12 protein-coding genes are annotated in these 13,810 nt (G+C 72.7%); all 12 read right to left on the bottom strand.

Annotated elements, in window-relative coordinates; all coding sequences use genetic code 11:
- Positions 1–6 precede the first annotated feature (6 nt).
- On the bottom strand, positions 7–1,344 hold the full coding sequence (locus ACH4ZX_RS22170; protein ID WP_398275282.1) for an ABC transporter substrate-binding protein: 1,338 nt from the start codon (positions 1,342–1,344) through the stop codon (positions 7–9).
- 143 nt (positions 1,345–1,487) lie between these two features.
- On the bottom strand, positions 1,488–3,026 hold the full coding sequence (locus ACH4ZX_RS22165; protein ID WP_398275279.1) for a family 43 glycosylhydrolase: 1,539 nt from the start codon (positions 3,024–3,026) through the stop codon (positions 1,488–1,490).
- Entirely contained in the window at positions 3,023–3,907 is an 885-nt protein-coding gene (locus ACH4ZX_RS22160) for a PmoA family protein (RefSeq protein WP_398275276.1), read from the bottom strand. The genes ACH4ZX_RS22165 and ACH4ZX_RS22160 overlap by 4 nt, the downstream gene beginning before the upstream one ends.
- Positions 3,904–5,043 carry a Gfo/Idh/MocA family protein gene (locus ACH4ZX_RS22155; protein WP_398275273.1) on the bottom strand — a complete coding sequence of 380 codons (1,140 nt, stop codon included), beginning with the start codon at positions 5,041–5,043 and terminating at the stop codon, positions 3,904–3,906. The genes ACH4ZX_RS22160 and ACH4ZX_RS22155 overlap by 4 nt, the downstream gene beginning before the upstream one ends.
- On the bottom strand, positions 5,040–5,924 hold the full coding sequence (locus ACH4ZX_RS22150) for a carbohydrate ABC transporter permease (protein WP_398275270.1): 885 nt from the start codon (positions 5,922–5,924) through the stop codon (positions 5,040–5,042). The genes ACH4ZX_RS22155 and ACH4ZX_RS22150 overlap by 4 nt, the downstream gene beginning before the upstream one ends.
- On the bottom strand, positions 5,921–6,856 hold the full coding sequence (locus ACH4ZX_RS22145) for a sugar ABC transporter permease (RefSeq protein WP_351889701.1): 936 nt from the start codon (positions 6,854–6,856) through the stop codon (positions 5,921–5,923). Before ACH4ZX_RS22145 ends, ACH4ZX_RS22150 begins: the two co-directional genes overlap by 4 nt.
- 200 nt (positions 6,857–7,056) lie before the next feature.
- On the bottom strand, positions 7,057–8,787 hold the full coding sequence (gene araD, locus ACH4ZX_RS22140; protein WP_398275267.1) for an L-arabinonate dehydratase: 1,731 nt from the start codon (positions 8,785–8,787) through the stop codon (positions 7,057–7,059).
- Positions 8,775–9,686, bottom strand: a complete 912-nt coding sequence (locus ACH4ZX_RS22135; RefSeq protein WP_398275264.1) for a dihydrodipicolinate synthase family protein — start codon at positions 9,684–9,686, stop codon at positions 8,775–8,777. Before ACH4ZX_RS22135 ends, araD begins: the two co-directional genes overlap by 13 nt.
- On the bottom strand, positions 9,683–10,375 hold the full coding sequence (locus ACH4ZX_RS22130) for a GntR family transcriptional regulator (RefSeq protein WP_398275261.1): 693 nt from the start codon (positions 10,373–10,375) through the stop codon (positions 9,683–9,685). The genes ACH4ZX_RS22135 and ACH4ZX_RS22130 overlap by 4 nt, the downstream gene beginning before the upstream one ends.
- 30 nt (positions 10,376–10,405) lie before the next feature.
- Entirely contained in the window at positions 10,406–10,777 is a 372-nt protein-coding gene (locus ACH4ZX_RS22125; RefSeq protein WP_398275259.1) for a hypothetical protein, read from the bottom strand.
- Positions 10,778–11,492: 715 nt separating this feature from the next.
- Positions 11,493–12,659, bottom strand: coding sequence for a hypothetical protein (locus ACH4ZX_RS22120; RefSeq protein WP_398275256.1), 1,167 nt, complete (start codon positions 12,657–12,659; stop codon positions 11,493–11,495).
- Complete coding sequence (locus tag ACH4ZX_RS22115) at positions 12,656–13,597, bottom strand: 5-dehydro-4-deoxyglucarate dehydratase (protein ID WP_398275254.1); 942 nt, start codon at positions 13,595–13,597, stop codon at positions 12,656–12,658. Before ACH4ZX_RS22115 ends, ACH4ZX_RS22120 begins: the two co-directional genes overlap by 4 nt.
- Between the last annotated feature and the right edge of the window lie 213 nt (positions 13,598–13,810).

Here is a 13,810-nt window from a genome sequence, read left to right as displayed (position 1 = left end):
GGGCCCTCAGTGGTTCTTCTTCCAGTCCGCCTGGGCGGCGTTCAGCTGCTGCGCCAGCGTGTCCAGGAAGTCCTTCGCGCTCATCTTCCCGAGCAGCACCTTCTGGAAGTTGGGCTCGTTGTCGGCCTTGGAGATGGTGTTCCAGTCCGGCAGGTAGTACGGAAGCTGGACGATCTTCGTGCCGTCGCCGTTGAGCGCCTCGGCGGCCAGCTTCGTCGGCTCGGCCTTCTGGATCCACGCGTCCTGCGCGGCCTCGGTGTTCGCCGGGATCTGCCCCGCGGACTCGTTCAACTTCGAGTTCTCCTCGTGCGAGACGGCGAACTCGATGAACTTCCAGGCGGCCGCCTTGTTCTTGCTGGACTTGAACACGCTCAGTCCGTCGACCGGGTTGGAGATCTGCACCCGGGTGCCGTCGTCCTGCGTCGGGTTGGGCAGACCCCGGAACTTGTCGGCGCCCAGCGCCTTCAGGTGGTCCTGGTAGGAGCCGAGGTTGTGGCTCAGCATCCCGATGCTGCCGCTGTCCCACTGGGCGACCATCTTGGTGAAGTCGTTGTTGACGTCGGCGGACGGGGTGTCCTTCTTGTACAGGGCGACGTACTTCTCCAGGGCCGCCACCATCCTGGGGTCGTTGACGGTGGTCTTGTCGCCGTTCCAGAACGAGGTGATGCCGGTCTGGCTGTACGCCGCGTCCAGGGCCGGCGCGATGGAGCCCTCGCCGCCGCGGATGGTGAACCCGAACTGGTTCTTGCCCTTGTCCGTGAGCTTGTCGGCGGCCTTGTAGAACTTCGACCAGGTGGTCGGCGCCTCCAGGCCCGCCTTCTCGAACAGGTCGGTGCGGTACCACAGGGTGCCGTTGTTGGACGAGGTCGGGATCTGGTACAGCTTGTCGCCGCCGCCCGCGGCCCGGCTGCTGTCCAGCAGGTTCTGGCTCAGCTTGCCGTTCAGCGAGCTCTTCGCCAGCCGGCTGTCCAGCGGCTCCAGCGCGCCCTGCACCGCGACCTCGGCGAGCATCGCGGTGCCCACCCCGCCGACGTCGGGCAGGCCGCCGCCCTGGATGGCGGTGTCGTACTTGGACTGGGCGTTCGCGGCGGGGATGCCGACGTACTTGACCTCGATGTCCGGGTACTTCTTCTCGAAGTCGGCGATGATCTCCTTCCAGATGTCGGTACGGACACCGCCGTTGTTGTCCCAGAAGGTGATCTCGCCCTTGCCCGAGCCCTCGTCGCCCTTGTCGCCGGCGGCGCCACTGCCGTCGTCGCCGCAGGCGGTGGCGGTCAGCGCGAGCACGGATCCCAGGGCGACGGCGATGGCGGCGCGCCTGCTTCTGCGAATGCTGATCTTCATTGGTCGGCTCTCTTCTTCTGGATCCAACTGAGGGGTGAACGTGTGGGGGGACGGTCACCGGTCCGCGTCGCCCGCGGACCGGGTAAGCGCTTGCCGAACGGGTACGTCACGACCGCTCCCGGCCGGCTCACGGGTGCGGTGCCTTACCGGGGGGTGATGCGGAACCGGGTGAAGCCCGCCGCGCCGGCGTGTCCCGCGCCGACGGGCGCGAGGGCGAACAGGCCGAGCAGGGCGCCCACCCAGCGCCAGGGGGTGGCGGCGAAGACCTGCCCGGAGGGGCGCAGACCGTCACCGGTGTCGTAGTGGAAGCGGCAGCGGGCGCCCGCGCCGGTCTCGATCCGCAGCCGCGCGCGTCCGCCGGGCGCGAGCCGCGGGTGGTCGGCGTCCCGTTCGGCCTCGGCGACCGTCTCGGCGAACCGGTGCACGAGGTGGACGGTCCCGTCGCTCCCCCGCTGCAGCCCGATCCAGCCGAACGCGTCCCCGAGGACCGCCAGCCCGGCCCGCGCGCCCGGCTCCTCGCTGTGCAGCCTGAGCTCCACCTCGACCACCGAGGGGACGCCGGGCAGCCGCTGGGTGAGCACGTTCGGCACCTTGCGCAGGTCGTGCGCGTCGGCCGAGCGGACGCAGGTCAGCCGCAGCCCGTCACCGGAGTGCTGGGTGGCCCAGCCGTCGTGGGGGTTGGCGGTCCACTGCCACTGGCGGCCGAACCGCCCGCCGGGGAAGTCGTCGTCGGTGGCGGGCGCGGCGGCCGGCTGCGGCGGCAGGGCGGGCCGCTCGTGCACGGCGACGGGGGCGCCGTCGTCCCCGATCACCGGCCAGCCTCCCCCGCCGCCGGCTCCGCCCGAGCGGGAGGCGCCCCCGTCCGGCCAGCGCATGGGCTGCAGGTGCACGACCCTGCCGTAGGCGCCGCGCTGCTGGAAGTGCAGGAACCAGTCCTCGCCGGCACAGGTGCGCACCCAGCCGCCCTGGTGCGGCCCGTTGACGTCGGTGTCCTTCTGCTCCAGGACGACCCGCTCCTCGTACGGCCCGAAGAAGCCGCGCGAGCGGAACGCGCCCTGCCAGCCGGTCTCCACTCCCCCGGCGGGCGCGAGGATCCAGAACCAGCCGTCGTGCTGGTAGAGCTTGGGGCCCTCGATGGTGAACCAGCCCGGTATGCGGTCCCCGTCGACGATCACCCTGCCCGCGTCGAGGAGTCCGGTGCCCTCGGGGTGCATGCGGTGCCCGGTGAGACGGTTCTTGACGCCCGCGCGTGACTTGGCCCAGGCGTGCACGAGATAGGCCTCGCCCGTCTCGTCGTCCCACAGGGGGCAGGGGTCGATCAGGCCCTTGCCCTCCTTGACCAGGTGCGGGCGGGTCCACGGGCCGCGGATCTCGGGGGCGTTGACCTGGAAGATGCCCTGGTCGGGGTCGCCCCAGAAGATCCAGAAGCGGTCGTCGTGGTGCCGCAGGGACGGGGCCCAGACCCCGCAGTCGTGCCGCGGTACGGCGAACTCCCGCGCCGGTTCCAGCCGTTGCAGCGCGTGGCCGACGAGGGTCCAGTTCACCAGGTCGCGCGAGTGCAGCAGGGGCAGTCCGGGGACCCGGCCGAAGCTGGAGGCGGTGAGGTAGAAGTCGTCGCCGACGCGGACGACGTCCGGGTCGGACCAGTCGGCGTTCAGGACCGGGTTGGTGTACGTCGTCACTGGCTGACCGCCTTCCGCGCCAGCGCCCCCGCCTCGTCGCGGCTCAGCCGGCCGTCGGCGACCACGGTCACGATGCGCCGTACGACGGTGTCGCCCGGCTCGATCGGCAGGCGCCGCTCGGACGCCAGCGACGAGCCCACGCCCGGGTACTCGGCGGCGCGCACGAACCACGGGTCCTGCCGGGTCCGCCCGGTGGCGCCCGCCAGCACCAGCGTCCAGCCTCCCCCGCCCCCGGCCCCGCCCGCGCGAGGGGACCCGTGTCCGGACAGGGCCACCCAGTCGGCGCGGGTGCCGTGGATCTCCGGCTCGCCGTCCCGGTCGGCGGTGAACACCTCCGGGGCCTCGGGCTCCTTGCGGGCGCGCCAGAAGAAACCGCCGTAGGCCGCGCCGGGACGTCCGTTGGTGGCCGGGCTGCCGATCGACAGCATCCCCGCGGTGACGTTGGTGAGGGAGAAGGTGAAGTCCAGCGCCCAGGCCGTGTCGGACAGTTCGGTGGCCGCCACGGTGCGGCGCTCGCGCAGCAGCTCGGCTCCCGCGGCCACCCAGCGCAGCTCCTCCACGAAGCCGTCCGGGTCGCGCAGCTGGAAGGCGACGTGGCGCTGGGCGCCGTGGTTGTCCAGCTCGGTGGGGCCCTGGCCGCGCACGAAGGTGCGGCCGCCCCAGAAGTTGTGCCCCTCGACGTCGGGAACGGCGACACCGACGCCGAGGTGGTGCAGGTGGTCGGCCGGCGCGAGCTCGGTGACCGCGGTGCCGGCCAGGGTGGTGACGGGGTGCAGGTACGGGCGCGGGGCCTGCCGGGGCGGCAGCTGGGGCCGGGTGACGTACCGGCCGACCGGGCGGCCCGCGACGCGCAGGACGGGGCATTCGTCGGTCGTCGTCATGGGGTGCTCACCTCTTTCGGAGGGGCCCAGGGGGCGCCCAGCTCGGAGTAGAGGGCGAGGGTGTCGGCGCAGGCCGCGACGAGTCCGTCGACGCCCGGCACGGCCCGGCGGTCCTCCCCGGGCAGCCGGTGCCAGGCGCCGGCGGGCAGCGGGGCCGGGTCGGGGGCCTGCCGGATCGCCTCGACCACCTTCATGAAGGCGCCGGTCGCGTCCGGCGGGACCAGCAGGGGGGTGCCGTCGGTGAGGTGGTCGACGAGGTTCTCCAGCAGGTCCGTGCGGCCGAACTCGTACTCCTGCGGGCCGTGGTCGGCGCGCTGGAGCAGTACGCGGTCCTGCTTGTACCAGAAGGTGATCCGGCCGCGGGTGCCGTGCACCAGGACGTAGGGATCGTCGGGCCGCTCGGCGCACAGGGTCGCGGCGACGGTGACCCGGCGGCCGGCGGTCGTGCTGACGCGGACGCAGGAGGTGTCGTCGGACTCGATGTCGTTGGCGCGCAGCAGCTCGGTCTCGATGCCGGTGACGTCCTCGGCGCGGGTGGTGCCGTTGAGCGCGAGGGCGGTGGCGACGGCGTGCGCGAGCGGGTTGGTCAGCGCGCCGTCGACGACGTCCACGCCGTTCAGCCGCCGCCGGCCGGCCCACGGGGCGCGCCGGTAGTAGCTCTCCGGCCGCGCCCAGGCGCCGGCCCCGCCGACCCCGACGAGTTCGCCGATCGCGCCCTCGGCGACCATCTCCCGGATCGCCGGCACGGCGTGCGAGCCGAGCGACTGGAAGCCGATCTGGCAGGCCGTTCCGGCCGCGGCGACCCCGTCGGCCATCCGGCGGAACTCGGCGTACGACGGCGCGGGCGGCTTCTCCAGCAGCAGGTGCACGCCCTTGCCCGCGGCCGTGAGCGCGAGGTCGGTGTGGGTGGGGATCGGCGTGCACACCACGGCGATCCGGGCGCCGGTGGAGTCCAGGAGGGCGCCGAAGTCGGCGGACTGCTCGGGCGTGCCGAGGCCGTCCGGGATCTCGTCGGCGGTCAGCGGGGTCAGCTCGCAGATGCCCGCCAGGTGGACGATCCCCTTGTCCTGGAGCCGGCGGATGTTGTCCAGGTGCCAGCGGCCGTGGCCGCGCGCGCCCGCCAGGACGATCCTCATCCCTTCACCGCCCCCGCGCTGAAGCCGGTGATCAGCCACTTCTGGATGAACGCGAACACGACCACGACGGGCACGGCCGCGATGATGCCGCCCGCGGCGAGGGCGCCGAGGTCGACGCTGTCCGAGCTCATCAGGGTGTTGAGGCCGACGGGGATGGTCTGCTTGCCCTGGTCGGACAGGAACATCAGGGCGAACAGGAAGTGGTTCCAGGCGTGCACGAAGGCGAAGGAGCCGACGGCGATCAGTCCGGGCCGCAGCATCGGCAGGACGACGATGCGGAAGGCGGTCATCCGGTTGCAGCCGTCGACCCAGGCGGCCTCCTCCAGGGAGTACGGCACGTTCCGGATGAAGCCGCTGATCAGGATGATCGACAGCGGCAGCTGGAAGACGGTCTCGGCGATGACCACGCTGGCCAGCGAGTTGATCATCCGCAGGTTGGCGAAGATCTCGAAGAGCGGCACCAGCAGCAGCGCGCCCGGGACGAACTGGGTGCACAGCAGGGCGAGCATGAAGCCCCGCTTGACCCTGAAGTCGAACCGCGCGAGGGCGTAGCCGCCGGCCAGCGCGACGACCGTGGTGAGCACCAGGGTGCAGACGCCGACGAGCACGCTGTTCTGGAAGTAGGTGCCGAAGGCCCGCTCGTTCCACACCTTCTCGAAGTGGTCGGTGGTCATCGGCCAGGGCACGAGGGAGGTCGAGCCGGCCGGACGCAGCGCGAACAGCAGGATCCAGTAGAAGGGGATGAGGGTGAACAGCAGGTACAGCGACAGCGGGAGGTAGATGTGCCGGCGCGGGACCTCGTCCCAGGCGCGGCGCTTCTTCCCCGGCCGCGCGGGCTCGGATTCCACGCGCTGCGGCGCGGGCGCGATCTCGGTGATCACTTCTGGCCACCTCCGAACTTGCTCAGCCGCAGATAGACGATCGAGCAGAAGAGCAGGATCACGAACGCGACGGTGGTGAGGGCCGACGCGTAGCCGAAGTTGTGCGCGTCGACGCTGGTGTTGGCGACGTACAGCGGCAGCGTCGTGGTCTCGCCCGCCGGTCCGCCGCCGGTGAGGGTGTAGAGCAGGTCGACGTTGTTGAACTCCCAGACCGCGCGCAGCAGCGTGGACAGCACGATGGCGTCCTTCAGGTGCGGCAGGGTGATGTGCCAGAACTGCTTCAGGCGGCTCGCGCCGTCGACCTCGGCGGCCTCGTACAGGTCCTTGGAGACGGACTGCAGGTCGGCGAGGATGAGGATGGCGAAGAAGGGGACCCCGCGCCACAGGTCGGCGACGATCGCCGCCGGGAAGACGGTGGAGGTGTCCGACAGCCAGCTGGTGCCGTAGGAGCCGATGCCCACGTCGGCGAGGTAACGGGTGATGCCGGTCTGGGAGTTGTAGAGCAGCACCCAGATCGCGGAGGTCAGCACGCCGGAGACGGCCCACGGCGAGAACACCAGCGCGCGGCCGAGTCCCCGGCCCACGAAGGTCTGGTTGACGATGAGCGCCAGCGCCAGCCCGAACAGCAGCTGCAGTCCGACCTCGACGACGACCCACTTGGCGCTGAAGGTCAGCGTGTCCCAGAACTGCGGGTCGTCGGTGAAGGCGTGGACGAAGTTGTCGAAGCCCGCGTAGCCGTTCCGCCACGGCTTGGTGGGGTTGTAGTTCTGCAGGCTGTAGTAGAAGACGCTGATGACCGGGTAGGCGATGAAGCCCAGCATCAACAGGGCCGCCGGCGCGATCAGCAGGTACGGCAGCCTGTGGGGCGTGGCGGAGGCACGGCGCCGCCGGGGTGGCGCGGGCGGTTTCGCCACGGCTGCGGCTTGGGCCATGACTGTTCTCCGTTCTCGGTACGTCGTGCGTGGGTGGTGCATGGGTGGTGCTCGGGTGATGCGTGGATGGTGCCTGGGTGATGCGTGGGTGGTGCCTGGGTGATGCGTGGGTGGTGCCTGGGTGATGCGTGCGTCGTACAGGAAGCGCTTTCTGCGGGTATATGACGCACCCTTGGCCGCGCCGGAGGTGGTGGGGTGGTTCAGCCCGCGTACGGGTCGGCGACCCGGCCCGGACGGGCGAGGAACTCGAAGTCGCAGCCGGTGTCGGCCTGCGTGATCTGCTCGTTGTAGAGCGCGCCGTAGCCGCGCTCGTAGCGGGTGGGCGGCGGCGTCCACGCCGCCCGGCGCCGGGCCAGCTCCTCGTCGTCCACGTGGAGATGGAGGGTGCGCGCCTCGACGTCGAGGGTGATCGGGTCCCCGGTCCGCACCAGGGCCAGCGGCCCGCCGACGTACGACTCGGGTGCCACGTGCAGCACGCAGGCGCCGTAACTGGTGCCGCTCATGCGGGCGTCGGAGATCCGCACCATGTCCCGCACGCCCTGCTTCAGCAGGTGGTCCGGGATCGGCAGCATCCCGTACTCGGGCATGCCCGGGCCGCCCTTGGGGCCGGCGTTGCGCAGCACCAGCACGCTGTCGGCGGTGATGCCCAGCGACGGGTCGTCGATGGTGCGCTGCATCGTCCGGTAGTCGTCGAAGACGACCGCGGGACCGGTGTGCTTCAGCAGGTGCGGCTCGGCGGCGATGTGCTTGATGACGGCGCCGTCCGGGCAGAGGTTGCCGCGCAGTACGGCGACTCCGCCCTCGTTCGCGACGGGGTTGTCGCGGGGCCGGATGACGTCGTCGTCGTGGACCCGCGCCCCGGCGAGCTGCTCGCGCAGGGTGTCGTGCGACACCGTCGGCCGGTCCAGGTGGAGCAGGTCGGGGATGCGGGAGAGGAACCCGGGCAGACCGCCGGCGAAGTGGAAGTCCTCCATGAGGTACTTCTGGCCGCCGGGCCGGATGTTGGCCAGGACCGGCACGGTGCGGGCGATGCGGTCGAAGTCGTCGAGGGTGAGGCGCACCCCGGCGCGTCCGGCCATGGCGATCAGGTGGATGACGGCGTTGGTGGAGCCGCCGAGGCCGAGGACGGTGGTGACGGCGTCCTCGAAGGCGTCCCGGGTGAGGATGTCGCTCAGCTTGCGGTCCTTGCGGACCAGGTCGACGATCGTCATCCCGGCCCTGGCGGCCATCCGGTCGTGCCCGGAGTCGACGGCCGGGATGCTGGAGGCGCCGGGGACGGTGACGCCGAGGGCCTCGGCGGCGGCGGTGAGCGTGGAGGCGGTGCCCATCGTCATGCAGTGGCCGGGCGAACGGGCGAGGCCGCTCTCCAGTTCCTGCATCTCGCAGTCGCCGATCAGGCCGGCCCGCTTGTCGTCCCAGCACTTCCACATGTCGGTGCCGGAGCCGAGGACCTCGCCGCGCCAGTGGCCGGGCAGCATGGGACCGGCGGGCACGAACACGGTGGGCAGGTCCACGGAGGCCGCCCCCATCAGGAGCGCGGGGGTGGACTTGTCGCAGCCGCCCATCAGCACGGCACCGTCGACGGGGTACGACCGCAGCAGCTCCTCGGTCTCCATCGCGAGCAGGTTGCGGTAGAGCATCGGGGTCGGCTTCTGGAAGGTCTCGCTGAGCGTGGCGACCGGGAACTCCAGCGGGAAACCGCCCGCCTGCCACACGCCCCGCTTCACGGCCTGCGCGCGGTCGCGCAGGTGGACGTGGCAGGGGTTGATGTCGGACCAGGTGTTGAGGATCGCGACGACGGGCTTGCCGAGGTGCTCCTCGGGCAGGTAGCCGAGCTGGCGGGTGCGGGCGCGGTGACTGAACGACCGGAGGCCGTCGGTCCCGTACCACTGGTGGCTTCTGAGTTCCTCGGGGCGCTTCATATGGACCATCCGGAGGCGATGGCGGCGACCTCCGCGCGCTCGGCCTCGGGCAGCGGCCTGCTCGGCGGGCGGACGTCGCGGCGGCACAGGCCGAGGGAGGCGAGGGCCTCCTTGACGACGGTGACGTTGTTGGCGGAGCCGTTGGCGGCGCGCAGTTCCTCGAAACGGCGGATCTGCTCCCACACCTTCATGGCGGCCGGGTAGTCGCCGGAGCGCAGCGCCTCGATCATGTTCATCGAGACGGACGGGACGACGTTGACGAGCCCGGAGGTGAAGCCGGTGGCGCCTGCGGAGAAGTACGAGGGCGCGTACGGTTCGGCGAGTCCGGCGATCCACACGAAGCGCTCCAGGCCCGCGTCCCGGGCGAAGGCGGCGAACTTGGCGGCGTCCGGGACCGCGTACTTCACGCCGATGACGTTGGGGCAGGCGTCGGCGAGTTCGGCGAGGCGGAAGCCGCTGAGCTGGGCGTTGCGGATGTAGGGGACGACGCCCAGCTCGGGAACCGCCTCGGCGATCGCGCGGTGGTAGTCGACCCAGCCGTTCTGGGAGACGTAGGGGTGGACCGGCTGGTGGACCATCACCATCTGGGCGCCCAGGTCGCGGGCGTGGCGGGCGGACGCGACGGCGGTGGGAACGTCGTGGCCGACGCCGACGAGGATCGCGGCGCGGTCGCCGGCCTCGTCGACCGTCAGCTCGGTGACGAGGCGGCGCTCCTCGGGGGTGAGGGCGTAGAACTCGCCGGTGTTGCCGTTGGGGGTGAGGATCTTCACCCCGCCGTCGAGCATCCGACGCAGCAGGGCCCGGTGGACGCCGGCGTCGACGGAGCCGTCCTCGGCGAACGGGGTCACCAGGATCGCCACCACGTCGGCCAGGGCCGCCCGCTGGGACTCGAACGTCACGCTGCTCATTCCGTGCCTTCCTGATTCACTGCCTGGTCCGCTGCCTGGTCCGCTGCCTGGTCCGCTGTCCGGGGGAACGCGCGCTCGACGAACTGCGCGATGTGGGCGTGCAGGGCGCGGGCCGCGCCGTCCGCGTCGCCGTCCAGCGCCAGCCGCAGGATGTCCCGGTGCTCCGCGGCCTCCCGTTCCCAGGAGGGCGATGCCGCCCAGGCCACGGCCGAGACGAGGGCGGCCTGGTCGCGGACCTCGTCGAGCATCCGGCCGAGCAGCGGGTTGCCGCACGGCAGGTACAGGGCGCGGTGGAACTCCCGGTTGGCGAGGGAGCGTTCGGCGGTGTCGGTGGCCGCGTCGGCGCGGGTCAGCGCGTCGCGCGCGGCGTCGAGGGAGGCGCCGCGGCGCACCGCCCGCCGCAGCGCCTCGGGCTCGAGCAGCAGCCGCACGTCGTAGACCTCGCGCGCCATGTCCGCGTCCACCATGCGCACCGTGACGCCCTTGTACTGGTTCATCACGACGAGCCCGGTGCCGGCCAGGGTCTTGAGCGCCTCCCGCACCGGGGTCTTGGACACCCCGAACCGTGCGGCGAGCTCGGTCTCGACCAGGGCCTGTCCCGGCGTCAACTGCCCGGTGAGGATGCGGCGTTTGATCTCCTCCTGCACGTACTGCGTGCGGGAGGGGATCGGGGTGGGCACAGAGGTCATGCGCGCCTCTCGGATCTCGCGTATCGGATCTCACGTATCGCGTCTCATATATGACGTACGAAGTACGACGCGTTGAAGGTAGGAGCGGGCCGGTGTTTCGTCAATGCTTCTGACAAGAGAAGTTGCGGTTGCCCAGGTGACTGGTGGTGCGGCCGGATCGGGCTCGTTCGGCGGGCCGAGGGCGCGGGCCGGGTCCCAGCCGTGCGTCACCGGCTCGACGGCGACGACGGCGCCGACGACCGCGCCGGGCAGGTCCGGACCCTCGGCGCTGGTCACGCCGGTCCACGCGGCCGGATCGCGCCAGGTGTCGGCGACCGCGCCGAGGGCCGGCGCCGGCTCGGCGCACCGGCCGGGGCCGATGTCGCAGGCCACGGCGTCCGGCGCGGTGCCGGTCAGGGACACCCGGGTGCTTGCGGGAGGCGTCGCGGAAGGCGAGGGCCGACCCGGTCAGGTGGACCGGGCCGGCATGTTCCGCACCGCTCAGCCCGAACAGGGCGGCGTCGGGCGGGCGGGCCGGTCCCCGCGCACACCGTCCACGAGCAGCATCACGATCCGCGCCTGCGCCCGGAGGTCAAGAGCGGTACCGGCCATGGTGCGGCTCCTCGGAGGAGAGCCTGAAAGGCAGCCGCGCACGCCGGGCGCCGCTCACCGGGCGCCGGAGGTATGCGGCAGCCGACGGCCCGCCCGCAGCCGCTTCCGCCGCGCGGCAACCGCGGACCCGGTCGCCGGACCCCACCCGCTCGAAGACCGCGAACACCCCGTCCCCAGGGTCGCCCGTCCGCACGCCGCACCGTCATGTCACGCCACCCCGCCGTGCGGGCACCGCGCACCGTGCACGCACCGCCTGCCGGGCGCCGAAGGCGCACGACACCGGCCGCCCGCCCGCGGCCGCACCCGCCGCGCGGCAACCGCCGGCCCGGCACCTGCACCCACCGCCTCCGCCGCCTCCGCCGCCTTCCAGGGCCGCCGTCCCGCACCACCCCGTGCGCACGCCACGGGGGCGCGCCGCGGGGGCGCGCCGTCTGCCGGGCGCAAGGCATGCGGCAGGCGGCGGCCCGCCCGCGGCCGCGGCCGCCGCGGGGCAATCGCCGCCCCGGCCGGTGCGGAGCTCGCCCGTTCAGAGGGCGGCGAGCGCCTCCCGTACTGCCGTCAGGTCGGTGTCCGAGGCCAGGCCCGCGTGGTAGAGGCGCAGTTCCGTCGCGCCGAGGTCGCGGGCCCGGGCCGCGTCCGCGCCGAGCGTGTGCGGGCTGCCGCCCATGCCGGACACGACGGTGAGGTTGGCGGCCAGGACGGCGTCCCGCCCTCCCTGCTCCGCGAAGGGCGTGAGCAGGGACGGCCCGCCCGTGCAGGGGACGACCACGCCGTCCGCGACGGTCAGGACGTGCGCGGGGTCCACGCCCGCGTTGGCGCCGCAGTGGTACGTCACCGGGTCCGCGTGCAGGAGCACCCGGAAGCCGTCGGGGGCCGCCGCGCGCACCGCCCCGACCGCCGCCTCCTGGAGCGTGCGGGCCTGCTCGTCGCGCCACGCGCGGGTGGCCGCCGCGTTCGCCTCGCCGAGCAGTTTCTCCACGCCCGCCCAGCCTCCGTCGTCGGGCGCCCCCCGCCACAGCGGCTCCAGCGCGGCGCGCACGGCGGCCGCCAGCGCGTCGGCGTCCAGGCCCCGGGCGCCGTAGCCCTCCCGGCAGGCGGGGCAGAAGCAGAGCGACATCAGGTACTGCCCGGCCTCGCCGAGCGCGACCCCGCCGGTCTTGTCGTGGGCGTGCAGGTGCTGCAGCCCGTACCAGCCGAGGGACTCCAGTTCGGTGCCGCGCGCCCCGGGGCGTACGGCGGCCTCGGCGGCGAGGTCGACGAGGTACGCGCGCGTGGCGGGCTGCGCGATGCACGGGGCCCACGGGTAGCGGTCGCCGTAGGCGTTGACGACGGAGGTGTCCGGATGTTCCGCGCCCAGGCGGGAGTTGTGGGCGAGGACGACCCAGGTGTGGACCTCCAGGCCGGCGTCCGCGAGCGCCGACGCCGCCTCGCCGTAGGCGTCGCCGGGCGACCAGTCGCCGGCCGGGTGGGGGCGCAGGGCGCGGCCCGCCCAGCGGCGGTCGTCCGGCGGGTAGAGGACGGCGGCGTGTTCGGCGGTGACGACGCGGTGGCGCGGGTGACGGGGCGTCAGCGCGCGCGTGGAGTGGTAGGCGGCGGCGAGCGTCACCTGCGCCACGCCGAGCCCGGCGACGAGCCCGGCGGCCGCCGGGTCCCCGTTGACGTCCCAGGGGTAGACGAACGCCGATGCCCTCACTTGTCCTCCTCCAGCAGCGCGTACCCGCGCTCGATCAGCCGGGCGAGCTGCTTGACGTGGTCCTCGGCCGGTTCGTCCAGCGGGGGCCGGACCTCGCCGACGTCGATTCCGCGCAGCCGCACGCCGGCCTTGACGAGGGAGACGGCGTAGCCGCGGCCCTGCGCGCGCAGTTCGACGAGGGGCCGGTAGAAGCCGTCGAGGAGGCGGTGCGCGGTGGTGTCGTCGCCGGTCCGCAGGGCCGTGTGGAAGGCCAGGGCGATCTCCGGGGCGAAGCAGAAGACGGCGGAGGAGTACAGGCCGACGCCGATGCCGCGGTAGGCGAGCTGGGTCTGTTCGGCGGTGGGCAGGCCGTTGAAGTAGAGGAAGCCGTCCGGGACCTCGGTGCGCACGGCGCTGACGACGCGCTGCATCAGGTCGAGGTCGCCGAGCCCGTCCTTGAAGCCGATGATCCCGTCCGTGCGGGCCAGTTCGACGACCGTGCGCGGGGCGAACACGGCGTTGTCGCGCTGGTAGACGATCACGGGCAGCGCGGTCGCGGCGGCGATCTCGCGGTAGTGCCGCAGCAGCCCCTCCTGCCCGGCGACCACCAGGTACGGCGGCATGGCCAGCAGGCCGTCCGCGCCGGCCGTCTCGGCGAGCCCCGCGTACCGCACGGCCAGCGCGGTGCCGTAGCCCACGCCGGCGACGACCGGCACCCGGCCCGCCGTCGCCTCGACGGCCGCCCGCACGCACGTCTCGAACTCCTCGGGGGTGAGCGCGTGGAACTCGCCGGTGCCGCAGCAGGCGAAGACCGCGGCGGCTCCGGCCTCGACCCCGGCGCGCACATGCGTGCGGTAGGCGTCGAGGTCGAGGCCGCCGTCGGGGGCGAAGGCGGTGACGGGGAAGAACAGCGGCCCGCTGGGGATGCTGAGTCGAGCGGCGAGAGGGGCAGGCGTCACGGGCTCTCCCTGAGGCAGGCGCGTACGTAATTCTGATCAGCGTCCATATTTCTGAACGATGCCACCCTAGGGAGCCCTCTCCGGGCCGGTCAAGCGCACAAACCGGCAACACGACACCGGAAGACGGACAGAAGCCCCGGTGCCGCGCCACACTTGACGGACTGCGGCACCGATCCCTAGCGTGTCCATGAATGTGAATACCGTCCACGCATG

It is taken from the genome of Streptomyces sp. NPDC020490, from assembly GCF_044335305.1.
Classification (GTDB): Bacteria; Actinomycetota; Actinomycetes; order Streptomycetales; family Streptomycetaceae; genus Streptomyces.
Note: the sequence above shows the minus strand (reverse complement) of the source record. Positions and strands in the feature narration are given on the sequence as shown.

Bases quoted from the DNA above. Each gene is read 5' to 3' on its own strand.
- ACH4ZX_RS22170 (WP_398275282.1), bottom strand. From the start codon at position 1,344: ATGAAGATCAGCATTCGCAGAAGCAGGCGCGCCGCCATCGCCGTCGCC.
- ACH4ZX_RS22160 (WP_398275276.1), bottom strand. From the start codon at position 3,907: ATGACGACGACCGACGAATGCCCCGTCCTGCGCGTCGCGGGCCGCCCG.
- ACH4ZX_RS22155 (WP_398275273.1), bottom strand. From the start codon at position 5,043: ATGAGGATCGTCCTGGCGGGCGCGCGCGGCCACGGCCGCTGGCACCTG.
- ACH4ZX_RS22145 (WP_351889701.1), bottom strand. From the start codon at position 6,856: ATGGCCCAAGCCGCAGCCGTGGCGAAACCGCCCGCGCCACCCCGGCGG.
- araD (WP_398275267.1), bottom strand. From the start codon at position 8,787: ATGGTCCATATGAAGCGCCCCGAGGAACTCAGAAGCCACCAGTGGTAC.
- ACH4ZX_RS22135 (WP_398275264.1), bottom strand. From the start codon at position 9,686: ATGAGCAGCGTGACGTTCGAGTCCCAGCGGGCGGCCCTGGCCGACGTG.
- ACH4ZX_RS22130 (WP_398275261.1), bottom strand. From the start codon at position 10,375: ATGACCTCTGTGCCCACCCCGATCCCCTCCCGCACGCAGTACGTGCAG.